Source organism: Miltoncostaea oceani (assembly GCF_018141545.1).
Taxonomy (GTDB): Bacteria; Actinomycetota; Thermoleophilia; order Miltoncostaeales; family Miltoncostaeaceae; genus Miltoncostaea; species Miltoncostaea oceani.
This window is the reverse complement of record NZ_CP064356.1, coordinates 3,638,271-3,662,178: the sequence shown is the minus strand read 5'-3', so window position 1 is coordinate 3,662,178 and position 23,908 is coordinate 3,638,271. Positions and strand designations below refer to the sequence as shown.

Annotated in this window: 21 protein-coding genes; 4 read left to right on the top strand and 17 right to left on the bottom strand. The window is 76.0% G+C overall.

Annotated features, from left to right (window positions below; all coding sequences use genetic code 11):
- Window positions 1–6: 6 nt before the first annotated feature.
- The 17 genes from IU369_RS18640 to IU369_RS18560 are packed head-to-tail and all read right to left on the bottom strand — an operon-like array spanning window position 7 to window position 19,368.
- On the bottom strand, window positions 7–1,011 hold the full coding sequence (locus IU369_RS18640; protein WP_217922487.1) for an ATP-grasp domain-containing protein: 1,005 nt from the start codon (window positions 1,009–1,011) through the stop codon (window positions 7–9).
- The gene (locus IU369_RS18635) at window positions 1,004–1,636 is read right to left on the bottom strand and encodes a sugar transferase (RefSeq protein WP_217922486.1); all 633 of its coding nucleotides are present in this window, start codon (window positions 1,634–1,636) and stop codon (window positions 1,004–1,006) included. The genes IU369_RS18640 and IU369_RS18635 overlap by 8 nt, the downstream gene beginning before the upstream one ends.
- 7 nt (window positions 1,637–1,643) lie before the next feature.
- A complete protein-coding gene (locus IU369_RS18630) occupies window positions 1,644–2,855 on the bottom strand; it encodes a glycosyltransferase family 4 protein (protein WP_217922485.1) in 1,212 nt (403 codons plus the stop codon).
- Complete coding sequence (locus IU369_RS18625) at window positions 2,852–5,209, bottom strand: glycosyltransferase (protein WP_217922484.1); 2,358 nt, start codon at window positions 5,207–5,209, stop codon at window positions 2,852–2,854. Before IU369_RS18625 ends, IU369_RS18630 begins: the two co-directional genes overlap by 4 nt.
- Window positions 5,202–6,371 carry a carboxylate--amine ligase gene (locus IU369_RS18620; protein ID WP_217922483.1) on the bottom strand — a complete coding sequence of 390 codons (1,170 nt, stop codon included), beginning with the start codon at window positions 6,369–6,371 and terminating at the stop codon, window positions 5,202–5,204. The genes IU369_RS18625 and IU369_RS18620 overlap by 8 nt, the downstream gene beginning before the upstream one ends.
- Window positions 6,368–7,537: a glycosyltransferase family 4 protein gene (locus IU369_RS18615; RefSeq protein ID WP_217922482.1), complete on the bottom strand. Its 1,170-nt coding sequence runs from the start codon at window positions 7,535–7,537 to the stop codon at window positions 6,368–6,370. The genes IU369_RS18620 and IU369_RS18615 overlap by 4 nt, the downstream gene beginning before the upstream one ends.
- An 11-nt stretch (window positions 7,538–7,548) precedes the next feature.
- The gene (locus tag IU369_RS18610) at window positions 7,549–9,030 is read right to left on the bottom strand and encodes an O-antigen ligase family protein (RefSeq protein ID WP_217922481.1); all 1,482 of its coding nucleotides are present in this window, start codon (window positions 9,028–9,030) and stop codon (window positions 7,549–7,551) included.
- A gap of 41 nt (window positions 9,031–9,071) precedes the next feature.
- Entirely contained in the window at window positions 9,072–10,145 is a 1,074-nt protein-coding gene (locus IU369_RS18605; RefSeq protein WP_217922480.1) for a glycosyltransferase, read from the bottom strand.
- Complete coding sequence (locus tag IU369_RS18600) at window positions 10,142–11,707, bottom strand: O-antigen ligase family protein (protein ID WP_217922479.1); 1,566 nt, start codon at window positions 11,705–11,707, stop codon at window positions 10,142–10,144. Before IU369_RS18600 ends, IU369_RS18605 begins: the two co-directional genes overlap by 4 nt.
- On the bottom strand, window positions 11,704–12,756 hold the full coding sequence (locus tag IU369_RS18595; RefSeq protein ID WP_217922478.1) for a FlgD immunoglobulin-like domain containing protein: 1,053 nt from the start codon (window positions 12,754–12,756) through the stop codon (window positions 11,704–11,706). Before IU369_RS18595 ends, IU369_RS18600 begins: the two co-directional genes overlap by 4 nt.
- Window positions 12,757–12,769: 13 nt before the next feature.
- Window positions 12,770–13,555, bottom strand: a complete 786-nt coding sequence (locus IU369_RS18590) for a class I SAM-dependent methyltransferase (protein WP_217922477.1) — start codon at window positions 13,553–13,555, stop codon at window positions 12,770–12,772.
- Window positions 13,552–14,670, bottom strand: a complete 1,119-nt coding sequence (locus IU369_RS18585) for a hypothetical protein (RefSeq protein WP_217922476.1) — start codon at window positions 14,668–14,670, stop codon at window positions 13,552–13,554. The genes IU369_RS18590 and IU369_RS18585 overlap by 4 nt, the downstream gene beginning before the upstream one ends.
- Window positions 14,667–15,725 carry a hypothetical protein gene (locus tag IU369_RS18580; RefSeq protein ID WP_217922475.1) on the bottom strand — a complete coding sequence of 353 codons (1,059 nt, stop codon included), beginning with the start codon at window positions 15,723–15,725 and terminating at the stop codon, window positions 14,667–14,669. The genes IU369_RS18585 and IU369_RS18580 overlap by 4 nt, the downstream gene beginning before the upstream one ends.
- Window positions 15,722–16,870: an LLM class flavin-dependent oxidoreductase gene (locus IU369_RS18575; RefSeq protein ID WP_217922474.1), complete on the bottom strand. Its 1,149-nt coding sequence runs from the start codon at window positions 16,868–16,870 to the stop codon at window positions 15,722–15,724. Before IU369_RS18575 ends, IU369_RS18580 begins: the two co-directional genes overlap by 4 nt.
- Before the next feature lie 49 nt (window positions 16,871–16,919).
- Window positions 16,920–17,402 (bottom strand): MogA/MoaB family molybdenum cofactor biosynthesis protein, encoded by a 483-nt coding sequence (locus IU369_RS18570; RefSeq protein WP_217922473.1) that lies wholly within the window; start codon window positions 17,400–17,402, stop codon window positions 16,920–16,922.
- Window positions 17,399–17,878, bottom strand: coding sequence for a cyclic pyranopterin monophosphate synthase MoaC (gene moaC / locus IU369_RS18565; protein WP_246551311.1), 480 nt, complete (start codon window positions 17,876–17,878; stop codon window positions 17,399–17,401). The genes IU369_RS18570 and moaC overlap by 4 nt, the downstream gene beginning before the upstream one ends.
- The gene (locus tag IU369_RS18560) at window positions 17,875–19,368 is read right to left on the bottom strand and encodes an alpha,alpha-trehalose-phosphate synthase (UDP-forming) (RefSeq protein ID WP_217922472.1); all 1,494 of its coding nucleotides are present in this window, start codon (window positions 19,366–19,368) and stop codon (window positions 17,875–17,877) included. Before IU369_RS18560 ends, moaC begins: the two co-directional genes overlap by 4 nt.
- 200 nt (window positions 19,369–19,568) lie before the next feature.
- Here IU369_RS18560 and IU369_RS18555 point away from each other — a divergent pair, with 200 nt between their 5' ends.
- From IU369_RS18555 to IU369_RS18540, 4 genes are all read left to right on the top strand, one after another.
- Window positions 19,569–21,305 carry a zinc-binding metallopeptidase family protein gene (locus IU369_RS18555; RefSeq protein ID WP_217922471.1) on the top strand — a complete coding sequence of 579 codons (1,737 nt, stop codon included), beginning with the start codon at window positions 19,569–19,571 and terminating at the stop codon, window positions 21,303–21,305.
- A gap of 193 nt (window positions 21,306–21,498) precedes the next feature.
- Window positions 21,499–21,870 (top strand): carboxylesterase family protein, encoded by a 372-nt coding sequence (locus tag IU369_RS18550; RefSeq protein ID WP_217922470.1) that lies wholly within the window; start codon window positions 21,499–21,501, stop codon window positions 21,868–21,870.
- Window positions 21,867–22,913: a BadF/BadG/BcrA/BcrD ATPase family protein gene (locus IU369_RS18545; RefSeq protein ID WP_217922469.1), complete on the top strand. Its 1,047-nt coding sequence runs from the start codon at window positions 21,867–21,869 to the stop codon at window positions 22,911–22,913. Before IU369_RS18550 ends, IU369_RS18545 begins: the two co-directional genes overlap by 4 nt.
- 40 nt (window positions 22,914–22,953) lie before the next feature.
- Window positions 22,954–23,904, top strand: coding sequence for a glycosyltransferase family 2 protein (locus tag IU369_RS18540; protein WP_217922468.1), 951 nt, complete (start codon window positions 22,954–22,956; stop codon window positions 23,902–23,904).
- Window positions 23,905–23,908: the final 4 nt, after the last annotated feature.

Here is a 23,908-nt window from a genome sequence, read left to right as displayed (position 1 = left end):
CGGACCTTAGAGCACCGGGGGGAGGGGGACGAGCCCGCCCGGGTCCCGCGTGAGGATCGTCTGGTCGAGGTAGCGCGTCATCACCACCCCCGGCGTGTGGGCGCCGAGGCGCGGCTCCGGCCGCTCCCCGGCCGCGATCCCGACGATCATGCGGGGGTAGCCGGCCCCGGCGGCCTGCGGCAGCGGGAAGCCGCCGCCGAAGCGCGTGTTGATGTCGGTGATGCCGAGGATCCGCCCGTCGTCGCGGAAGCACTGGACTGTGCTCGGGCCCGCCAGGCCGAGGCCCTCGACGGTCGAGGCGCCGAGCTCGACGAGCTGGGGGTCGTCGAGGGTCTCGCCCTTGATCTGCTCCCCGCCCTTGCTCTGCAGCATCGCCCGCGGGACCGCGCCGAGGGCCCGCCCGTCGAGGTCGCCGAGGCAGTCGATGCTGAACTCGAGGCCGGGGAGCGCCTGCTGGATGACGCTCTCCGCGGGGCTGTAGCCGAGGAAGAACTCGAGCTCGCGGGGGTCGGCGCAGCGGTGGATGTGCCGGCCCGCGAACCCGAGGCGCGGCTTGATCAGCACGGGGAACGGCAGGTCGGCGACGTCGACCTCGCCCGGCAGCCACGTCGGGGGGGAGGGCAGGCCGACCTTCTGCAGCAGCAGGTGGCACTCCCACTTGTCCTGGCACCCGAGGGCGACCTCCGGCGACGGCAGGAACGGCACGGCCCCGGCCGCGCGGATCGCGGGGGCGGCCCGCGCCAGCACGACGGGGTCGAGGTCGGTGAGCGGCAGCACGGCCCGGATCCCCTCGCGGCGGCAGGCGGCGGCGACCGCGTCGCCGTATCCGGGGTCGTCGACCGGCGGCAGCTCGATGACGAGGTCGGCCTCGAAGAGCGCGGGCGAGAGGGGGTCGAGGTCGCTGACGACGACGCGTCCCGAATGGGGTCCCGCGGCGAGCGCGGCGCGGAACGCGCGGACGATGTCCACGCGCTGTCCCGCGCAGGTCAGCAGGACGTTGACTTCAGCCATCTGCGGCTCCGGGTCCGGGTGGGAGGTCGAACCCGCCGCGCGGGCCCTTGTAGGTGCCCTCGCGCCCGAGGACCACGAGGGCGGTCCGCGCGAGGACGAGGAGGTCGCGGCGCATGCTCCACCGCTCGATGTAGTCGATGTCGATCTCGATGCGCTGCGACCACGGGATGGCGTTGCGGCCGCTCACCTGGGCGAGTCCCGTCAGGCCGGGGCGGGCCAGGAGGCGCCGCCGCTGGCGGTCGTCGTAGCGCTCCACCTGCGACGCGACCGTCGGACGGGGTCCGACGAGGCTCATGTCGCCGGTCAGGATGTTCCAGAGCTGGGGGAGCTCGTCGAGCGAGAGGCGGCGCAGCACCGCCCCCGCCCGGGTGATGCGGCTGTCGCCGTCGGTCACGGCCAGGCCGGCGCCCATCCCCTCGGCGCCGACGACCATCGTGCGGAACTTCAGCACCCGGAAGGGCCGCCCGGCGAAGCCGATGCGCTCCTGGCGGAAGAACGCGGGGCCGGGCGAGTCGCGGCGCACCCAGAGGGCGATGCCGGCGAGCAGCGGCGACAGGGCGAGCGTCACGGGGATGGCCACGGCGAGGTCGAGCGCGCGCTTCGCGCGGCCCCCGACCGGCTCCACCGCCCCCTCAGGCAAGCGACTCGACCACCGCGACGAACCGCGCGGCCAGGGCGGCGCGGTCGTAGTGCTCCAGGGCGTACGCGCGGCCGGCGGCCCCCATGCGGCGGGCGCCCTCCGGGTCGACGGCGAGCCGGCGGATGGCCTCCGCGAGGGCGGCGCCGTCCTCCGGGGGGACGGCGACCCCGCACCCGGCCCGCTCGACCATGCGGGTCAGCTCACCGGCGGGGGCGGCGGCGATGATCGGCCGCGCCGCACCGAGGTAGTCGAACGCCTTGTTGGGGAGGGCGCCCGCGAAGAGCGGGTTGTCCTGGTACGGCAGCAGGCAGACGTCGGCGCGGGCGAGCCACGCGGTCACCTCGCGCTTCGGCACCGGGTCGATGAACACGACGTTGTCGAGGCCACGCGCGGCGGCCTCCTCGACCAGGGCGGGCTTGCGGTCCCCACCGCCGACGAGGACGACGCGGGCGCGGGGCAGGTCCCGCAGCCGGTCGGCGGCGTCGAGCACCGTCTCCAGCGAGCTGTACGTGCCGTGGGCGCCGACGTACATCGCCACGAACGCGTCGTCGGGCACCGGGGCCGCCGCGGGCACGGGGTCGGCGCCGATCTCCAGGTCCACGCCGTTGGTGATCAGGGTGATCTTCGCGGGGCTGACGCCGAGCTCGATCATCCCGTCGCGGATGCCCTCCGTGAGCGCGACGATGCGGTCGGCGCGCCGGTAGCAGTAGGCCTCGAGGCGCCGGGCGACGGCGATGGTGCGGGCGTCGTTGACGAGGCCCATCGCGATCGCCGAGTCGGGCCACAGATCCCGGACCTCCAGCACGAACCGCGCGCCGCGGGCGGCGGCCATCGCGGCGGCGGCGGCGGCGGACGGCAGCGACGGCGACGAGGCCACCACCACGTCGGGGCGGGGCGTGCGGGCCGAGGCGATCGCCGACCACCAGGCGAACGTGCCGTAGCTCGCCACGCGGGACCGCAGGTCGCGGCCGTACCCGGGGGTGGAGTAGGTGCGCCACACGTCGAGGCCGTCCTCGACCTCGTGCACGACCCGCCTCCCCGCGTACCGCTCGGGGATCGTCCGCTCCTTGTGCTGCACGTAGGAGGTGATGACGCTCACCCGGTGGCCGGCGCGGGCGAGGGCGCGGGTGTGCTGCCAGTGGCGGACGCCCCCCGGCTGGTCGGCGCTGACGAAGTACTGCGAGACGTAGGCGATCGTGCTCACGGGCGCAGCACCCCGGCGTAGAGCGTGGTCAGGGCGCGCGCCTGCGACTCGAAGCCGAGGCCGTCCACGAAGGCGGCGCGGCCCGCCGCCCCCAAGCGCGCGGCGAGGTCCGGGTCGCCGAGCAGGCGGTCGAGCGCCTCGGCGTGGGCCGCGGCGTCGCCGGGGGGCACCACGAGGCCGCACCCCGCGGCGCGCACCATGGCGCCCATGCGCCCGAGGTCGGACGCCACCACGGGCCGACCGGCGGCCATCGCCTCGACGAGCTTGGTCGGCACCGCGCGATCGTAGTTGCCGTGGCGCTGCAGCGGGATCCACGCGACGCGGCAGCCGGCGAGCAGTCCCGGCACGGCGGAGTGGTCGACGCGTCCGAGCGCGGTCACGCCGTCGGGCATCGCGCCGGGGTCGCCCGGTCCGGCGAGCACCAGGCGCGCGCCCGGCGTCCCCACCCGCGCGAAGGCGTCCCGCATCACGTCGATGCCCCGCAGGGGCCCGATGCCCCCGACGTAGAGCACCACCGGCGCGTCGGGCATCGGCTCCGGGGCGGGGAACGCGCCGGACCAGGGGGAGTTCGTGACCGCGGCGGCGTGCGCGCCGGCGGCGGCGAACCGCGCCGCGAGGTCCTCGTTGGCCGTGACCACGCCGTCGAGGCGGCCGGCCGCCCACCGTTCGGCGCGCTCCACCGCCAGGGCGAGGGGACGCCGCAGCGGACCCGGCAGCCACCGCTTGGTGCGCGTCGTCTGCCCCAGGTACTCGTGGACGTCGTAGACGACCGGCGCCCCGCCGGTGCGGGCCAGCCAAAGGGCCGCCGGCAGCAGCTCCGGGTCGTGGACGTGGTAGACGTCGGCGTCGTGGGCCCGCGCGGCCCGGGCGAGTCGCCACCCCGCCGCGAGGCGCCGGTTCCGCGGGATCGGCGTGGCGGGCGCCGCCACCCACGCCCGCGCCCCGGCCGCCGCCGCCGCGGCGGCCTCCTTGTGGAAGATCCGCACGTCGCGGGGGCGGTGGACGCTCGTCAGGTGGACGACGCGGCGCCCGTCGAGCCGGGCGCCGGGGGCGGGCGGCGCGGGCTCACCGGCGGGTCCGAGCACCGCGCCGCGGCGCAGCAGCTCGTCGAGCAGGTCGCCCCACAGCGGCCCGTAGCCGGGTGCGCGGTCGTCGGCGAGGTACGTGTTGTGCCACAGCAGCGCCGCCCGCCCGCCGGCGACCCGCACGCGGTCGAGCACGTCCAGCGCCCGTGCGCCCGCCTCGGCGGCGTCGAGGCCGAGGTGGGAGTGCAGCGTCGTGTCCATGACCGCGAGCGGCAGCAGGTGCAGCCGCGCCGGGCGCTCCTCGCCCACCAGGTACGGGCGGAAGGGGCGGGCGATCCCGGCGGCGAACCCGGGCGCCTCGCTGAAGCCGAGGCTGGAGTCGTACCGGGCGCCCGCCGCCTCGAGCCACCGCACCGTCTCGTGGTACCGGAAGCGCAGGTAGTGCATCCGCACGCCGTCGACGGGCGCGCCGACCTCGGCCCGCAGCCCGGCGAGCTCGGCCGCGAGGGCCGCGCCGTCCTCGGAGGAGGCGAACGCGCCGTGCAGCCCCACCTCGGCGCCCGCGGCGCGCACGGCCGCCGCGATCGCCGCCCGCTCCCGCTCGTAGACGCGGCGCGGCGTCCCGTCGAGGGGGTGCGCGTTGCGGCCGATCAGGAAGACCGTCGGGCGCGCGCCCCGCTGCCACGCCGCCTCGAGCAGGTCGGGCACGTTGTCCCACGGGTCGGGGCCGGCGAGCACGGCGGCGACGCCCCGCGGCCCCCGCCGCCGGGCGATGCCGGCGAGGCCCTTCGGGGTGCGCCTCCGGATGCGGTCGATGTCGTGGGTGAGGGCGACGCCCCACGTGGTCGGCGGGGCGATCCGCAGCGCCGCCCGCAGCGCCTGCAGGTAGCCCTCGACGGGCGGGTCCTCGAGCGACAGCCCGGCGATCCGGCCGAACGCGCTCGCCGCGAGGGGGAGCCGGCCGAAGCGGTCGCGCTCGGCGATGCGCAGCTCGTCCCAGCGGGCCAGCAGGTAGAAGGCGCTCGCCACCAGGTCGCCCGGCACGGGCTCCCCCGGGTGGGTCGGGGCGAACAGGAGCGTCAGGTCGCGCGCCCGGTGCACCGCGATCGCCGGGAACGCCCCGTCGCCGTCGAAGAACGCCTGGGCCGCCGGGTCGGCGGGGATCCAGACCCCCTCGGCGGGCGCGTCCGGGGCGTAGACGAGGTCCGCGGGCCCGTCGACGTGCACGGGGACGCGGTCCATCCCCTCGGCCAGCGTCTCCAGCACCCACCGGGCGCGGGGGACGAAGGACGGCCGGCACCCGTCGATGCGGATCCGCAGGTCAGCCACGCGCCCTCCGCAGGTGGCGGCCGTAGAGGGCCATCGCGGGGCGGGGGTCGCGCACGTCGATGACGCCCTCCACGATCGGCGGGCGCATCGTCGCGGCGAACGCCGCGGCGCCCCACTCGCCGCGCCGGATCTCCCGCACGCTGCCGGCGAGGTGCTTGCCGGCGAGGAACCACCGCCAGCCGTCGCGGTGGCCGTCGGGCCACGTCGTCGGGTGGCCGACGGCGTCGCGCCAGCAGGCGTACGGCAGGTTGACCCCCGACCGGGTCGCGAGGCCCACCCACAGCCACGACCGCGGGTTGACCTCGATGAGGTTGTCGCGGCCGTCGCGCGGGTCGCGCTTCACCTCGACCTGCGAGATGCCGTGGAACCCCAGCGCGTCGAGCAGGGCGTGCCCACGCTCCGCGAGGCCCGGGTCCCACCGCGCCTCCGCCGACCGCGCCGTGCCGAACCGCGGCGGCCACTGGCGCAGCTTGCGCCCCGTGAAGCTCGCCAGCACCCGGCCGTCGGCGGCGCGGTAGCTGCCGAGCGACCAGAGGGCGTCGTCGCCCCCCGGGATGACCTCGGAGACCTGCGGCCGGTACGGCGCGGCGAGCTCCCACGCCCGGCGCAGCCCGTTCGCGTCGTGGGCCTCCATCACCTGCACGCGGAAGCGCCGCCGGAACTCGGGGGCGTACCGGGGCTTCAGCACCACGGGGAAGCGCAGCCCGGCGTCCGCGACGAGGGACGGCACGTCGTCGCCCTCGCCGGGCTCGATCGTGGCGGGCACGGGGAACCCGATGCGGCGTGCTGTGGCGTGCTGGTGCCCCTTGTCGATGATCCGCTGCATCACCTCCCACGGGCTCCAGGGGCGGCGGAGGACCGCGTCGACGTCGGCCTCGTGCGGCCCGATCGTCGCGATCGCCTCGTCGTGGGTGGGGAACAGGACTCCCCCCGCCCCGCGGCCCCGGCCGAGCGCGAGGAGGTCCTGCAGGAACCGGTCGGGCTCGGTGAGGGGGTCGGCCATCGGCACGGCCTCCGCGTACCGCGACAGCAGGCCGAGGGCGCGCGGGTCGTGGTCGGCGGCCAGCACCCGCACCCCGGCCCGCGCGAGGCTGCGGATGATGCCGAGCGCGTTCGGCCCGGAGGCCTGCAGCACGATCGCGGGGGGCGAGGACCCGCTCACGAGGTGACCTCCTCGTAGAGCGCGGTCATGCGCTGCGCGTTCGCGTCCCAGGTGTAGAGCTCCCGGCCGATCCGCAGCGCCTCCTCGCCCATGCGCTCCGCCAGCCCCGGCTCCCCGAGCACCCGCCCGAGGGCGTCCGCCAGGGCGCCGGCGTCGCGCGGGGGCACCAGCAGGCCCGTCTCGCCGTCGCGCACGATCTCGGGCGTGCCGTCGACCGCGGTCGCCACGACCGCCCGGCCGCAGTTCATCGCCTCGCACACGACGGTGGGGAGCCCCTCGCTGAGGGAGGGGAGCACGAAGACGTCGCCCGCCGACATCCACCAGCCGACGTCGTCGTGGGCGATCTTCCCGACCAAGCGCACCCGGTCGGCGACGCCGAGCTCCGCGGCCCGGCGCTCGAGGTCCTCGCGCATCGGCCCGATCCCGCCCGCGACGAGCAGCGGCGCGCCGCCGTCGCGGCGGGCCAGCAGGCCCATGGCCTCGATCAGCGTGTCGACGCCCTTGCGGGGCACGAGCTTGCCGACGTAGGTGACGATCGGGCCGTCGGCCGGCAGCCCGAGGCGCGACCGCGCCTCCGCCATCGGCCGGGGCGTGAACACCGTGGTGTCGGCGCCGTTCGGCACCACCTGCACGGGGCGGCGTGGCGTGGCGAGGTCCTCGGCCGCCCGCCCGATCGCGGCGCTGACGGCGCAGACCTGGTCGATCGACTCCACGGCCTCGGCCACCTGGGCGCGGCTCGCGGCGCCGCGGGCGGGGACGTCGAGGACGTCGGCGCGGTGGGCGGTCGCGACGACGGGGACGCGCAGGGACGCCCCCATGCGGGCCGCCGCCCACCCGTCGGGCACCAGCATCTGCGCGTGGATGACGTCGAACGGCCAGCGCTCGTGGATCGTCCGCAGGGGCTTCGCGATCGACCACAGCATCGCGTCGCCGTTGCGGTGCCCGAGGCGGGCGCCGGGCAGCGTGAGCTTGCGCGGGTAGAGGACGGGGACGCCCTGGAACGTGTCGACCCCGGGCACGCGGCGGAAGTCCCGCCAGCGCGGCAGCAGCGGCGGGGCCCACCCCGTCGGCGAGACGACCCGCACGTCGTGGCCGCGGCGCACGAGGGCGCGGACCTGCTCGTGCACGAAGATCCCGGCCGTCCAGTTCACGGCGCTCGGGTACATGTGGCTCAGCATCAGGACGCGGACGGGGGCACCTCCGGGGCGGCGGGCGGGGCCTCGCGGCGGGCGAGCACGAGCGCACCCATGCCGAGGCCGAAGACGATCCACATCGGGGCGTAGTGGATCGCGGTGGACGGACCCACGCTCCCGATGATCCATCCGGTCAGCGCGAGCGCGCCGGCCAGGCACATGTACCGCACGAACGGGTCGCGCGCACGGCGCGCGGCGCGCGCCTGGCCCCGCAGCAGCGTCAGGAAGAACGCGAGGTAGAGGGCGAAGCCGACGACGCCGAGGTTCACGAGGACCTCGAGCCACCAGTTGTGGAGGTTCGCGACCCCGGGGAACTCGGCGAGGGAGCGGACCCGCACCTCGGCGTTGCCGGCGCCCACGCCGAGGCCGTCGGTGTCGGCGACGATCGCGAGCCCGTCGCTCAGCAGCGTCCCGCGGACGGCCCCCGACCCGCCGCCGCTCTGGAACTGCTCGATCAGGACGCCGAAGTCGAGCTTGGTGACGGTCCGCTCGTCGAGCGACACCGGCCCCCCGCCGAGCACGGCCGGCACCACGAGCGCGACCGCGAGGCCGGCGATCGCCGCCGCGACGACGAGGCGCCCGCGGCTGCCCCGGTCCGTGCCGACCAGCAGGAGCAGGCCGAGCACCACCAGGCCGGCGGACGCGAGCCCGGACTTGCTGCCGGTCAGCAGGATCAGGATGAGGCAGGTGCCCGCGCCGGCGATCCCGAGGGCGCGGATCCGGACGTCGCGGAAGACGACGGGGAGCGCGGCGAAGTACGGCAGGCTCAGGCTGAGGAACGTCGCGAAGTTGTTCTGGTTGCCGAACAGCGATCCGACGCCGATGAGGCCGCCGCGGTTCTCGACGCCCGACCGGAACGTCGGCAGGTGCATGCCGGTGAGGACCTCGGCGACGGCGACGAGGCAGGCCACGGCGAACGCCCCGAGCAGGGCCCACAGCAGGATCCGTGCGCGCCGCCGGTCGCCGCAGAGGATCGCGATCGCGATCGCGAGGCCGCCCATCATCGCCATGAACGACGTCCAGCGCAGGCCGGCGAGCGTGTCGGTCGCCCACCCGATCGAGAGGGCGCTCCACAGCAGCAGCACGCCCAGGATCCCGGCGGGGCGCGGCAGCGCCGCGGGCAGCGCGAGCCGCCCGTCCATCAGCAGGTAGCCGACGACGCCGAGCCCCAGCAGCACGATGAGGATCCGGAACAGGAACACGCCCGGCGCCGGGGGGGCGGCGAGGTTGGGGCCGCCGATCGCGGCGAGGGCGGTGAGCACGACCAGCACCGGCGCGACCCGTCCGACGGGGACGTCGCGCAGGAGGGTGGCGATCAGGATCACCAGCCCGAGGCCGATGCCCACGAGGGGCTGCCACACGGCGAGGGCGCCGGCGACCACCACCCCGAGCAGCAGGGCGACGGCGGCCGGGTCCGGGCCCGCCCGTGAGCCCGCGGGCCGGGCGGGGGCATCGGTCGTCGGCATCGGCCGGGGAGCGTAGCGCAGGGGGCGACCGCCCCCGCCGATCAGGGGCGGGCGGCCTCCGCGACGCGGGTGAGGATCTCCGCGACCCGTCCCGCCTGCACCGGCAGCGCGTGCGCCTCGGCGGCGGCGCGGCAGGCGGCGGGGTCGGGCGGGTCGTCCAGCAGTTCGAGGATGGCGGCGCCGACCGCGACGGGGTCGAGGGGGTCCACCACGCGCCCGGCGGCGGGGTCGGGGACGACCTCGCGGGTGCCGCCCTCCCGGGTGGCGACCACCGGCCGGCCGCTGGCCATGGCCTCCAGGGCCGCGACGCCGAGGGGCTCCACGCGGCTGACGATCGCGAGGACGTCGCAGGCCGCCATCCAGTCGGCGACCTCGGCGTGGGGGAGCGCCCCGGGACGTACGAGGGCGTCGGCGACGCCGAGGCGCCGGGCGCCCGAGTCGACCGCGGCGGCGAGGGGTCCGTCGCCGACCATCGCGAGGACCGCGTCGGGGCGGGCGGCCCGCACCCGCGCGAACGCCTGCAGCAGCCCCAGGGGGTTCTTGCGCTCCGTGAGCCCGCCGACGCTCAGCACCAGCGGCACCCCGGCCGGCAGGCCGAGCCAGGCCCGCGCGACGTCCCGGTCGCCGGGGCGGAAGCGGTCGGTGTCGACGCCCATGTCGATGACGCTCAGCGGTGGCAGCTCGAGGCCGGAGTCGCGCAGGCCGCCGGCGAGGTGCTCGCTGACGGCGATCACCTCCGCGGCGCCCCGCAGGGGACCCGCCGTGGCGCGGCGGACCGCGGGCCGGTCGAGGTTGCGGACGTCCTGGCCGTGGGCGGTGACGACCCAGGGGATCCCGGCCGCCCGCCCCGCCGCCGCCGCCACCGCGGCCGTCGGGAACAGGTAGTGGGCGTAGATCACGTCGGCCCGCCGGGCGTGGCGGGCGGCCCGCGCCAGCAGCCCCCCGTACTTGGCGGGGGTGCGCAGGGCTCCGTGCGCGCGGGTGTCGATCACGACGGGGTCGACGGTCATGCCGCGGTCGGTCAGCGCGCGGCACATGTCCTCGACGAACGCCCCGTAGTCCGGGTCCGCGGGCCCCGGCCACATGTTGCTGAGGCAGAGGACGCGGAGGCTCATGTCGCGGCGGGCATCGTCGCCGTCGCGCCGGCGGCGTCCGGTGCGGGGGGCGACGCGTCGGCCCGCAGGCGCGGGGCGGCCGCGAGCGCGGCGCCGCCGGCGGCGGCGACCCAGATGAACGGGTCCTCGAAGAGCGCGGCGTACAGCAGGCTGTGGACCACGATGCCCGCCATCATCGCCGCCAGCGTCCACCGTGCCCAGCCCACCTCGCCCTGGTCCCGCGAGCCGCGCACGACCGCCCAGCCGGCGCCGACCAGGAGGGCCAGGAACAGGGCGAAGCCGATGACGCCCTGCTCGCTCAGCACGGTGACGGGGGTGTTGTGGGAGATGACGACGCGGACGCGGCGCTGCTCGGTGGGGGTGAGCGTCTCCTCGAAGCGCGTCTCGAAGCCGCCGAGGCCGGTCCCGATGACGGGCTCCTCGCGCCAGATCGTGAGGCCGCCGCGCATCAGGTCGAAGCGCCCCTCGCTGACCCGTTCGAGGCGGTCGTAGTCGGTGGCCGCGCTCCGGACGTTGTCGCTCGTGGCGAGGGCGGCGCCACCCGCCACGACCAGCACCAGCAGGCCGGTGAGGATCGCCCGCCGGGGGCCGACGGCGCGGACCGCGAGCAGCACGAGGCCGACCATCAGCATGAGGGTGCTGGAGCGCGAGAACGTGACGGCGAGGGCGGCGGTCATGATCAGCACCGCGGCGGCGAGCGCGACCAGCTCGCCCCGGCGCGAGCGCACCCAGGCCAGGGCGATGCACGCCAGGATCCCGATGGCGAGGTACCGGCCGAGGATGTTCGGGTCGAAGAAGATCCCGTTCACCCGGAAGAAGCGGCTGTAGACGTTCGCCTGCTGCAGCGTCGCGTTCCACCAGATCTCCTGGGTGCCGTACTGCCAGAGGGCGACACCCGCGGCGATCACGCCGCCGGCGATCGTCGTGACGGCGAGGGCGGCGAGGGCGCGGGCGTGCGGCCACCACGCCGACGCGATCACGAAGAGGATCGTGAACGGCACGTAGAAGAAGGCCGCCTTGATCGCCGCCTCGTCGGGGTCGGCGCTCCAGACGGCCGACGCGAGGACGAACGGCACGAACAGGCCGAGGGTCACCGCGAGCGACGGCGGCGTCTCCGCGGCGGGGCCGACGCGCCCGCGCACCCGCGCCCAGACCCATGCGACGACGCCGAGCAGGATGACGGCGTAGAGGGGCAGCAGCAGGTTGGCCTCGAGGCTCCCGACCGAGACGGGCACCCGGATCGGCAGGGCGATGCCGAGCAGCACGAACCACACCGTCGGCCGCGCCACGATGGCGCGGACGCCGACGACGACGAGGACGACGGCCACGACGAGCGCCACGAGGGCGGCGCCGCCGGCGGCCGGCGAGGCGAGGCGGTCGAGCGCGTCGCGGGCGTCGTCGCCCGGCACGAGGAACGCGAGCAGGAACCCCCACGCCCCGATCAGCAGGGCGAGCGCGGCGGCGCGCTGCGCCTCGGGCCGCAACAGGCGCCCGGGCAGCAGCAGCCCGGCGGCGCCGAGGGCCGCGGCGACCGCCGCGACCTCCATCGCGCCCTCGGTCATCCGGGGCCCCCGAGGTCGATGAGTGCGCTGGCGCGTCCGTCGAGCGTCGTCGCCACCAGCCAGAGGGCACGCGGGTTGACGCCGGGGGGGACCCGCACCCGGACGGTGCCGGCGGGTCCGCGCGCCCCGGGTCCGACCTGGTCGCCCAGCGGGTAGCCGGCGGCGCCGCCGGGCACGGCGGTCCGGCGGCGCAGCACCAGCGACACGGGCGTGGAGGCGGGGATGGCGGTGCCGTCGCTCTCGCGCAGCGTCACGCCGACGCGGTCGCGCGGGGCGGGGCGCGCGGGGCGGGCGGTGCCGGCCATGAACCCGACCCAGCACGTCCGCTCGCGGACGACGCGGTTGCGCGCCGCGTCGAAGAGGGAGGCGCGGATGATGTAGGCGCCCGGGTCGACCCGCTCGCCGTCCCCGTCGATCCCGTCCCAGTTCCAGCGCTGGGGGGTGTCGGCGCGGATCGGCCGCGGACCGAGGCGCCGAAGGGCGTCGCCCCGGCCGTCGGCGGCGACGGCCTCGAGCAGCATCGAGGCGTTGTCGGCCGAGCCGATCGTGACGCGGCACTCGCCGGGCCCCGGGTCGGAGCGGGTGGCCGAGACGACCTGCAGCACGCTCGGCCGCGGCGCGGTCGTGTCGATCACGATGTTGCGGGTCGTGTTGAACTTCTTCTCGCCGGCGGTGACGCGGAGCTTGATCGCGTAGGTGCCGTCGGGGACGCGCCGGCCGGCGGCGTCGAGGCCGTCCCACTCGGTGGTGGAGAACCCGGTGGGGCGCAGGGCGGCGTCGAGCAGGCGGATGACGGGCTCCCCGTCGTCCTGGATCTCGATCGTGACGTTGCTGGCCTCGCTGAGCCGCACCCCGATGACGGCGGCGTCGCGGCGCCCGTCGGCGTTCGGGCTGAACAGCAGCGTCGCCTGGAAGCGCGTCACGATCGGCGGCGGCGTCGGGAACGCGAACGGGAGCAGGAAGATCCCGAGCGCGGCGACGAACAGGGCGAGCATCGCCGCGGCGACGACCCTGCGCCGCCCGCGGCCCGCGGGGGCGGTGGGGCTCATCGGCGGGCGGCGGTCAGAGTGCCCGGAACCCCAGGCAGATGTAGAAGCCGAAGCGCCCGAGCGGCGTCCGCGACGCGGCGAGCTCCGCGCGGCGGGGACCGGAGAAGCGGTACAGGCGCCCGATCTGCGACCCGATGCGCCCGCCGGGGCGGAAGAAGATGCCGCGCCGCGACACGGGCACCATCCCCGCGGCGGCGGCGTGGCCCTCCAGGTCGGTCCACGTCTGCCAGTTGTCGATCGGCGCCAGGTTCAGCCTGATGCCGGGGACGCCGTGCTCGGCCGCCCACCGCCGCGCGCCGGAGAGGCTGCGCCGGTTCGGCGTCGAGATCACGAGCAGGCCGGTCGGCGCGAGCTGGGCCCGCAGGGCGCGCAGGCACGCCCGCGGGTCCTCGAGGTGCTCGAGCACGTCGGTGAGGGCGATCAGGTCGAACGGGCCCTCGGGCGGCTCGTAGGCGCTGCCGACGACCGCGGTCAGCCGGTCGGCGGCGCCGATCTCCTCCAGCCGCCGGGTGGCGTGCTCGACGGACTCGGGGGACAGGTCGACCCCGATCCCCGCGTAGCCGCGCTCGGCGAGCCGCTCGAGCAAGAAGCCGGTGCCGCAGCCGACGTCGAGCACCCGCGGGCGGGCGCCGGGGCCGCCGGGGCGCACCACGAACTCGTCGATCGTCTCCAGGTTGAGCGCCATCCGCGACTGCAGGTGCCAGTTGCGGCTCTCGACGGCGACGAGCCGCGGCGCGAGCCGGTCGTAGTACGCCTGGACGTCGTCGAGGCGGTCCCCGCCGGGGGCCTCCGCGCTCACGGGGCCCACCCCGCCGGCGGCGGGTTGAGGCCGGCCTGGACGGTGAAGCGGTCGTACGAGGGCTTGCGCGACCCGTCGCCTCGCAGGAGGCCGCCGGTCCACCGCGGGTTGTCCTGGAAGTTGAACCAGGTCACGACCTGGACGCGCGGGTTCCGCGCGGCGGCCTGCACGGTCTCATCGACCCACGCGGCCTGCTGCGCCTCGCTCACGAAGTAGCGGTGAAAGCGGTTGTACGACGTGTGGTACCCCGTCTCCGTGACGTGGATCGGTGCGCCCGGGCGAAGCCTATCCACCTGCCGGACGACCCGGGGGAGGGTGCTCCAGGAGGGCACGAAGAAGGCCTGGAGCGGGCCACCGAGAGGGTAGAGATGCAGGCTCCACGCGTCGAGCGGCGGCCCCTCGTCGGCCACGAGGCGGGCGAAGTCGAGGCTGCCGACGGCGGCGCGGCCGTCCTTCGGGCAGGTGGTGGGCGACCGCCCGGCGGGCCCGGCGACGCCGCCGACGACCTCGATGCGGGGCGCGACGGCCTTGATCTCCCGGTAGCTCGCGGCGAGGAGCGCGGCGTAGACGCGCGGCGAGACGAGGGCGGCGCGGCCCCCGCGGGAGCGGCACTGCGGCATCCAGAACCCGGGCAGGTTGGGCTCGTTCCAGATCTCGATGCTGCGGGCGGGGGGCAGCGTGCCGCCGAGGGGGTCGGGGTGGGACCCCGAGTAGCGGCGCGCGATCGCTGCGGCGAAGCGGGCGCCGTCGGCCGGGCGCGGCGCGGCGGTCCCCTCCCCGCTGCGGGACGCCCACGCGGGGGTGAGGTAGAAGTCGAGCATCATCGCGATGCCACGTGCCCGCAGCCCGCGGGCGATCTGGTCGTAGCGGCCCCAGTCGTACGCGGGGTCGTCGGGGTTCCGGGCGTCGGCGGGCCGGGTGGGGGCGACGACGCGCCACAGCACGTCGACGCGGGTGACCCGCACCCCGGTCGCGGCGAGCGCGTCGAGGCGCGCCTCGAGCTCGGGGCCGCGGACGTTGACGAGGTTGTCGTCCTGCAACGAGAGGATCGGGGCGCCGGCGGCGGGCGCGGCGAGGCCGGCGAGCACCGCGAGGGCGAGCAGCAGGCGCCTCACCGGACCCTCCCGAGCCGGACGACGCCGACCCGCGCCCCGCGGCGCTGGCCCCGCTCGACCCAGGCGACCCGGGCGCCGTCGACCCCGACGGCGTCGACGACCCGCCGGCCGCGCACGACGACCCGCAGCGCGCCGCGCCGCGCGGCGAGCACGGCGCGCCCGTCGGCGACGGCCACGCTGCCCCCTCCGGCGGCGACGCGCGGGAGCCGGGCGCCGGCCCACACCCGCTGCGCCCGGGGGGCCGCCCCCTCGTCGACGCGCACCACCAGCACCCGCGCGCCCCGCCGGACGGCGACGACGGCGAGGCCGGGGGCGGCCCACACGCGCAGGGCCGCGCCGGGCAGCGCGACGGCCTCGGGGGCGGCTCCACCGGTGGGCTGCAGCAGCAGCGTCGCGGGGGCGGCCGGGTCGACCCAGGCCCGTGCGGTCGCCGACAGGGCCACGAGGCCGGCGCGGGTCGTGCCGGGGACGGGGGTGTCGGTGACGGCGCCGCTCGCGAGGTCGGCGTCGCGGACGGTGGCGGCGCCGCCCGCCCCGAGGCGGACGGTGCGCACCACGTCGCCGAGCGCCGTCGCGGCGACGGTCACCGGTGCGCCGTCGCGGCCGTCGCTCTCCACGACCGTCTCGATGCCGTCGGCGTCGCAGCAGCGCGCCACCGGGGGGGCGAACCGCCGGGAGCCGGGGACCGTCACGAAGCCCCCGCCACCGGTCGGGGCCAGGACCCCGGGCGTCATCGCGGCGATGCTGGTGCGCACCGAGACGGGGGTCTCGTATGCGCCCGCGAAGCGGGTCGAGCGGGCGGCGAGGCGCACCCGGGAGGTCTCGGCCCGGTAGTAGTCGAACCGCACGGCCCCCGGCGGCGACCCCGCGATCCGCCGCGGGTCGACGCGCACGGTGGCGGCCTCCGTCCACACCAGGTGGTCGCCGCTGAACGCCATCTCGCGGGCCGGCCACCCCTCGAGGGTGATGGTGCGCGACGCGCCGGCGGCGGGGGTGGCCGCCGCCAGGGCCGCGACCGCGGCCAGGGCGAGGGCCGTCGGGGTCCGGCGGGTCACTCCGGCGTCGCCGCCCCGGTCCGCAGGGCGGCCACCGTGTCGGCGAGGAGGGCCTCGCTGGTCGCGGCCCGCCCGGGATCGGCCATCGGCGTCATGTTCGTGAGCTGCACGTGGCGGGCGCCGCGGTCGACGAACCGCAGCACCGTCGCCGCGACGTCGTCGGGCGTGCCGTGGATGACGGTGTCCCGCACGACGGCGTCGGGCACGGCGCGGGCGAGCCGCAGCGCGTCCTCCCGACCGAGGGTCGTCGGCAGGAACGTCGTGAGGCCGAACGCGCCGGATCCGAGGGGGTGCTCCGCGCCGTGCGCGGCGAACGCCTCGGCGGACCGGGTCAGGGCGATGAACCGCAGCAGCAGCGACCCGTCGATCGCGGCGAGGGCGTCCTCCCGCGTCTCGGCCACCACGACGCGGGCGTAGAGGCCGGGGACGACGGCGTCGCGGTCGCGCCCCGCCGCGGCGGCCGCCGCGCGGACGCGGTCGAGCATGGCGCCGTAGTCGCCGGGGTCGGTCGCGAGCGGCAGCCACCCGTCGGCGAGCCTGCCCACCGCGCCGAGGCCGCGCGGCCGGTGGGCCGCGACCCAGATCGGCGGGGGCGCGTCGCCGACGGGACCGAGGCCGAGCGAGGCGCCCTCCAGGCGGAAGTGCTCGCCGCGGTGGTCGACGGGGCCGTCGGCCTCCATCAGCAGGCGCATCACCTCGATGCCCTCCTCCAGGCGGGAGAGGGGCCGCTCGTTCGTCATCCCGAAGGGCGTCAGGTTCAGCGCCTCGCCCGACCCGACGCCGAGCACGAAGCGCCCGCCCGTCAGGTGGTCGAGGGTCAGCGCCGTCTGCGCGAGCGAGGCCGGGTGGCGGCGCACCATGTCGGTGACGCCGATCCCGAGGCGCATCTCGCGGGTCGCCCCGGCGACGGCGGCGATCACGGGGACGGGGTCGAACCAGACGTGCGGGCTCGTCTGCCCGGCGGCGGCCTGGGGGACGAGGTCGGGGGTCCAGATGCTGTCCGGGAACCAGTGGAGCAGGTGGTCCGCCCACCAGACGGCGTCGAAGCCCTGCTGCTCGCGGCGCTGGGCGGCCGCGACGGCGGCGCCGGCGGGCGGGCGCACCGCGCCCATCGCCGACAGCTCCAGACGGGCGGGCTCCGACATGGCGGGCAACCTACTCCCCGGCCCGGGGGGGTCCAACGGCCGCGGGTGGCTAGTGGTCGCCGCCGCGGAGCTGGGAGGCGGCGTGGGCGGCGACGGGTCCGACGACGTCCCACCCGTCGCGGGCGCCGCCCGGGGACCCCGGCAGGTTCACGACGAGCGTCCTGCCGCGCACCCCGGCGACGCCGCGGGAGAGGACGGCGTGGGGCGTCACCGCGACCGACCGGGCCCGGAGCGCCTCGGCGATGCCGGGGACCATCCGGTCGCAGGCCGCGGCGGTCGCCTCGGGGGTGCGGTCGCGGGGCCCGAGGCCGGTGCCACCGGTCGTCAGGACCACGTCGGGGGCGTCGGGGCCGTCGCAGATCTCCCGCAGCAGGTCCGACAGCCCGTCGGGGTCGTCGGGGACGAGGTCGCGGCGCACCACCTCGCCGCCCCCGGCCGCGACGGCCTCCGCCAGCGCCGGGCCGGAGCGGTCCTCCCGCTCGCCGCGCGCGGACCGGTCCGACACGGTGACGATGGCGACCCGTGGGGTCACGGCGACGGCGGCGCGCCCTTCGTCTTCTCGAGGAGGCGGACCCCGTCGATTACGACGCCCGTGTCGATGCCCTTCACCATGTCGTAGACGTTCAGCGCGGCGACCGACACCGCCGTCAGGGCCTCCATCTCGACCCCGGTGCGGGCCGTCGTCTCGACCTCCGCGCGTATGCGCACCTCCCCGGCGTCGACGTCCACCGCGACGTCCACCGCCGCCCGGTCGATCGGCAGCGGATGGCACAGCGCGATCAGGTCGGGGGTGCGCTTCGCCGCCAGGATCCCGGTGACCCGCGCGACCGCCGCCGCGTCGCCCTTCGGCAGCTCGCCGTCGGACATCGCCCGGGCGCTGGCGGGCGCCATCCGCACGACGGCCTCGGCCACCGCCCGGCGCACCACCGGGGGCTTGTGCCCGACGCCCACCATCCGCGCCCGCCCGGCCGCGTCGAGGTGGGTGAGCCCGCCCCCGGCGTCGCTCACGCCTCTGCCCTCCGCCGCCGCCGCCGGTCGGCGGTGCGCTTGCGGGCGATGTCCTCCTGCTGGGCGTCGAGCCACTTGCCGACGTCGTTCTCGCGGACGATCCGCTTGATCTCCTGGAGCCGGAAGGCGCGTTCGTCGGCGGGCATCAGCAGCGCCTGGTGCAGCGCCTCGGCCTGGGCGTCCACGTCGAAGGGGTTGATCGTGATCGCGAACGAGCCGAGCTCCTCGTGGGCGCCGGCGTTCTCGGAGAGGATCATCACGCCGTCCCGTTCGTTGACGAGCGGCGCCTCCTTCGCGATCAGGTTCATGCCGTCGAAGATCGGGTTCACGATCAGCACGTCGTAGTGCTTGTAGGCGGCGACGGCGCGGTGGATGTTGCTCTCGATCCGCAGGCTGATCGGCATCCAGTCGGTGGTGCCGTGCTTGGTGTTGATGTGGCTCACCACGTCGCGGATCTTGTCGAGGTACTCGACGTACTCGTCCACGTCCTGCCGGGTGGGCTGGAGCAACGCGAAGAACGTGATGTCCTCGTGGAACTCGGGGTGGCGGTCGAGGAAGACGTCGTACGCCTTGAAGCCGCGGAGGGTGTTCTTCGAGAGGTCGGTGCGGTCGACCCGGACGACGAGGTGCTGGCGGCGCCGGCGCAGGATCGCGCCCTCCTCCTCCGCCACCTCGGGGCTCTTCGCGAGCGTCTCGAACATCGGGGCGTTGACCGAGATCGGGTAGGAGCGCACCCAGACGTCCCGGCCCTCCCAGCGCACCAGGCGCCGGTCGTAGTCGACCCGCAGGTCGAGCAGCTCCTCGCAGCAGAGCATGAAGTTGCGGGCGTAGCTGCGGGTGTGGAACGCGACGATGTCGTTGGCGAGCAGGCCGCGGAGGATGCCCTCGCGGATGTGCGGCGGCAGGATCCGCCAGTAGTCCGGCTGGCTCCACGGGATGTGCACGAAGTGGTGCAGGAACGCGTCGGGGTGGGCGGCGCGGATCGCCTCGGGGGCCGTGTACAGGTGGTAGTCGTGGAGCATCACGACCCGGTCCGGGTCGTCGTCGAGCTCGGCGACGACGGCGTCGGCGAACGCCTGGTTCGCGACGACGTAGCCGTGCTCCCAGGCGTCGAGCTCCTCGCGCCGGATGTCCGGGGCGTTGCTCAGGTCCCAGAGGTAGTGCTGGATGAACCACAGCATCGGGTTCGCGATGACGTTGTAGTACGCGTGGTAGACGTCGGGGTCGATCACCACGAACCGGCCCTGGGTGTCGTTGCCGAGCCCCGGCAGCGGGAACCGCCCGCCCCCGGCCTCCTCGGCCACCTCGATGTCGGCGTCGGTGCTCGCGGCCGACACCCACAGCGCCGGGGTGTGCTCCACCAGGCCGAGCAGGGCGGTCACCAGGCCGCCTCCGCCACGGGTGCGCCCGAGCTCGCCGTCGTCGCCACGGGTGAACCCCACGGGCCCGCGGTTGGAGACCAGGATCAGTGGCGCCCGTCGCGTGCTCACGCCCCGCCGCCCCTCGTGCCGTCGTCCCTGTCCCGGCTCACGCGCGCCTCCGTCTCGGTTCCACCGGCCGGGGCCGGGTCGGACAGGATGTAGGTGTCCCGATCGTCGTCGGCGTAGTCCACGGGGGTCTCCGCGCCCGTCGCATGGGAGGACGTGCCACACTCTACCCCCAGCCGCCGGGCCCACGGCGGTCGCGCACCGTGCTGAACGCCCGCCTCTATCGCACCTGCTGGCTGGTCGCGGGCGTCGCCCTCGTGGTCGCGCTCCTGACCCTCGAGACCCCCGACCGGGGGCCGGAGCCGGCGCTCCCGTCGACGATCGACGGGCAACTCGCGCTGGACCTGAACGGGCAGCTCGCCGGCATCGCCCCGGAGCGCCCGCCGGGCTCCGCGCCCGACCTCGCGGCGGCGCGGTGGGTGCAGGACCAGCTGTCGCAGGTGCCGGGCGGCGCGGGCCGGGTGCAGACCCAGGACCTCGAGGCCCGCAGCGGCCGCGAGACGGTCCGGCTGCAGAACGTCTACCTCGTCGTGCCGGGGCGCGGCACCGGGCGGGCCCGCGCCGGCATCGTCGTCGTCGCGCCGCGCGACACCCCCTCGGGCGTCAGCGCCGGCACCAGCTCCACGGCGGTCCTGCTGCGGATGGCCCAGGTGTCGGCGACCACCCGCCACCAACGGCCCCACCTGTTCGTCTCGGTTGACGGGTCGACCGTCGGCAACGCCGGCATGCGTTGGTTCCTCAGCCGCTTCTCGGCGTTCCCCCTGTCCGCCGCGATCGTGCTCGACGCGCCCGGGGAGACCACCGGCGACCGGGTCCACATCTGGGACGCGGGACGCACCGACCGGCACGCCCTCGGCCTCGCGGCGATGGCGGAGGCGTCCATCGAGCGCGCCGGGGGACGGGCGTCCGCGACGCGGTCGCTGACCGGTCAGCTCCTGCGGCTCGGCGTGCCCCAGACCTTCGGCGACCAGGGCGCCGCGATCGCGGCGGGCCTCCCGGCGGTGACGCTCTCCGGGCGCTCCGAGTCGCCGTTGCGGCCGGGGAGGCCCCCGACCGCGGAGCGCATGGAGCTCGTGTCGAACGCGGCCAACGACCTGCTGAACGTGCTCGACCAGACGACCGCCCCGGCGGCGGACGGCAGCCTGCTCGTCGCCGACCGGACGCTGCGCCCCACCATCGCCCGCCTCGCGCTGCTGCTGCTGATCCTGCCGGTGCTGGTCCTGACGCTCGACATCGTCGCCCGCCAGCGGCGCGCCCGTGTCCCGCTCGTGGACGGCCTGCGCGCCGTGGGCCGCCGCAGCCTGCCGATCGTCGCCGGTCTGGTCACCGCCCACCTGCTGGTGCTCGGCGGCCTGCTGCCCGGCACCGCGGCCGGGTCGCCGCCGATCCCCGCGCAGGCGCGCTTCGGCGCCCTCGCCGGCCTGGCCGTGGTGATCTCCCTCGGCGCCGCGGTCCTGACGTGGGTCGTGGTGCGCCGCCGCGCCGCCCGGCGTCCCACCGCGCCCGCCGCGGAGGGCACCGCGGCCCTCGCGGCCCTCGCCGTCCTGCTGCTCGTGATGTGGGTCCTCAGCCCCTACGCGCTGGTCCTCGCGCTGCCCGCCGCCCACGCGGCGCTGCTCGCGACCGCCGCCCGCCGCCCGTGGCACCTCGCGGGCCTGGCGTTCGTCGCGGTGCTGCCGGTGCTCGCGCTGATCGTCTCCATGGCGGGCCTCCTCGACACCGGCACGCCGTTCGCGGTCTGGTACCTCGCCGAGACGGCCGCCACCGGCGCGCGCGGCGCGACGGGCCTCGTGCTCGGCGTCCTCGTCGTCGCGTGCATCTGGTCGCTGTGCGTGCTCGTCGCCAAGCGCGGCCTCGGCGGGGGCAGCTCGCGCCCCCGCCGCCCGCGGCCGGCGTTCACCCGCCCCCGCCGCCCGGGCGCCGTCCACCCGCATGACTGACCCCGCCGCCGGGGTGGGTGCCGGGTGCCCCACGACGGGCCGCCGGCACCAGGGCTCCAGATCCGACCGTCGACCAGTGGTGCCGGGGCCTCCGCGTCTGTAGATAGCGGTGACACAACGATTGGTCGGCGGATCCCGGGGTGCGCGACCAGTGGACGGACCGGTGGAGGGGGCTCCCGTGTGGTCAGAGATCGTGAGCATCGCGGTCGGTCTCGTGCTCGGTCTCCTCACGGGGTTCTTCTTCGAGCGGCGGGCTACGCGTTCCGCGAACGACCAGAACGCGGTGCTCCGTGATCAGATCGCCGCGCTCCGCACCGTCGTCCTGAGCCTGGGTGGCGACCCCGATCGGCTCGCTGCGACGTCCGCTCCGGCCGTAGACCTCATCGGTGCGGTCCGTGAGCGCGCCCTCGCCACCCAGGACGCCAGCGGTCGCGTTCGCAGCCAGTCGATCGTGGCGTACTTCATCGACCACGGTAGCCCCGCCGCGGACATCGACGAGGCCGTCGAGCAGCTCCTGGCCGAGGGCTTCATGACGCGGGAGGGACGATGGCTCCAGATCCGGTGAGTCAGGAGGTGCACGTCGGCGTGGACTCCGGGGGGACGCGGACGAACGTCGCGCTCGCCACGTCCGTCGGCGGGAGCGTCGAGATCTTCGGTTCCTACGAGGTCGGCCACACCCTCTCGGGAGCCCTCAAACCCGAGCTGATCCCGAGCACCCTCCGCCGGATCCTCGCTCCGCTGGAGCTGCATCTCGGCGACCACTCCCCGGGCGCGCTGCGCGTCCATCTGTGGATCAGCGCCGCGGGGTTCTCCCCATGGACCCGCGACGAGTACCTGGCGGCGATGGAGAGCCTCCTCCCGGAGCTGCTCGACGGCGCGATCGTGTCCGCGGGCGCCGCGAACGACGGCGTGTCCCTCCTCCTCGGCTCACGCGCGGACGGGATCATCATCGCGGGCACGGGATCGACGGTCATCGTGCAGGACGCCTCCGACGTCCTCCACCAGGCCGGAGGTCACGAATGGGTCGCCTGCGATCAGGGCAGCGGCTTCTGGATCGGGATGCGCGGCATCAGGGAGGCGTACCGCGACCACGAGGCGGGGACGGATTCGGTCCTCCTCCAGCGCCTGAAGCAGCAGTACGGCGTGAGGGGCGATAACAACCGGCGGCTCATCGAGAAGATGCGCGACCTCGCCGTGGGTCACGAGGACCAGAAGAAGGAGATCGCGCGCTTCGCCGCCGAGGTCTGTGCCGCGGCGGAGAGGGGGGACAAGGCGTCGCAGAACATCGTGAAGGCGGAGGCGGAGGAGCTCGCGGACGTCGCGGCCGGAACTCTCCGGCGCCGGTTCACGTCGGAGGAGCTGGTGAACGGGATCGACCTCATCCAGTGCGGCGGCCTGCTCTCGAACGACTTCTACCGGGCGAGCTTCGAGTCGCAGGTCGAGATGAGGCTCCTCACCGGCAGCGAACGCAAGGCCAGCGTCCGTTGGCGCCGCGTCGGCACGGGAGGCCAGGCGGCGGTGACGCTGGCGAGCGACCTCGCGGAGGGGGCCGGCGGATTCATGCGCCTCGACCGGGCCTTCCGCCCCGCGATCGCCGAGGGGTGGTGACCGCCGGGGGGTCGCCCGGGCGCTGGTAGCATCCGCGCCGGTGGCCGCTCGCCTCGCCTTCGTCTCGGTCGTCGTCCCGGTCTACAACGAGCGTGAGTCGGTGCGCCCTCTCTCGGAGGAGCTGCTCCGCGTGCTCCGCGGGCTGGGCCGTCGCACCGAGGTCCTCTTCGTCGATGACGGATCGACCGACGGCACGTCGGAGATCCTGGCCGACCTCGCGGCGAGCGAACCCGAGATCGCCGTGGTGCGCCTGCGCCGCAACTTCGGCAAGGCCGCCGCCCTCATGGCCGGGTTCCGCGAGGCCCGCGGCGACGCGATCGTCACGATCGACGGCGACCTGCAGGACGACCCCGCCGAGATCCCCCGCCTGCTCGACGAGCTCGAGGCCGGCGCCGACCTCGTCAGCGGCTGGAAGCGCGACCGCCAGGACGCGTGGAGCAAGCGCGCCGCCTCCAAGGTCTTCAACGGCGTGACGGGCGCGATGTCCGGCATCGGCCTCCACGACCTGAACTGCGGCTTCAAGGCGTACCGCTCCGAGGTGGTCCGCTCGCTCGCCCTCACCGGCGACCAGTACCGCTACATCCCGGTGCTCGCCGCGAACGAGGGCTTCCGCGTCAGCGAGCTGCCGGTCAACCACCGGCAACGCCCGTACGGCAAGAGCAAGTACGGCCTCGAGCGGTACCTGCGCGGGTTCCTCGACCTGCTGACGATCCTGTTCGTCGGCCGCTTCCGCCAGCGCCCGATGCACCTGTTCGGCGGCATCGGGATGCTCTTCATCCTGGTGGGCGTCGTCATCTGCACCTACCTCGCCGTGCTCCGCCTCACCGGCGAGGGCATCGGCGGCCGCCCCCTGCTGCTCCTCGGGGTGCTGCTCATCGTCGTCGGCGTGCAGCTGTTCACGATCGGCCTGGTGAGCGAGATGATCCAGCGGTACCACCTGCGTCCGCAGGACGAGGAGGCCCGCTCGAGGGTGGAGCGCGTGATCCGCTGATCTC

Excerpts from the sequence above, each read along its gene's own strand:
- IU369_RS18640 (WP_217922487.1), bottom strand. The coding sequence starts at position 1,011 with ATGGCTGAAGTCAACGTCCTGCTGACCTGCGCGGGACAGCGCGTGGAC.
- IU369_RS18615 (WP_217922482.1), bottom strand. The coding sequence starts at position 7,537 with ATGTACCCGAGCGCCGTGAACTGGACGGCCGGGATCTTCGTGCACGAG.
- IU369_RS18610 (WP_217922481.1), bottom strand. The coding sequence starts at position 9,030 with ATGCCGACGACCGATGCCCCCGCCCGGCCCGCGGGCTCACGGGCGGGC.
- IU369_RS18605 (WP_217922480.1), bottom strand. The coding sequence starts at position 10,145 with ATGAGCCTCCGCGTCCTCTGCCTCAGCAACATGTGGCCGGGGCCCGCG.
- IU369_RS18600 (WP_217922479.1), bottom strand. The coding sequence starts at position 11,707 with ATGACCGAGGGCGCGATGGAGGTCGCGGCGGTCGCCGCGGCCCTCGGC.
- IU369_RS18595 (WP_217922478.1), bottom strand. The coding sequence starts at position 12,756 with ATGAGCCCCACCGCCCCCGCGGGCCGCGGGCGGCGCAGGGTCGTCGCC.
- IU369_RS18575 (WP_217922474.1), bottom strand. The coding sequence starts at position 16,870 with ATGTCGGAGCCCGCCCGTCTGGAGCTGTCGGCGATGGGCGCGGTGCGC.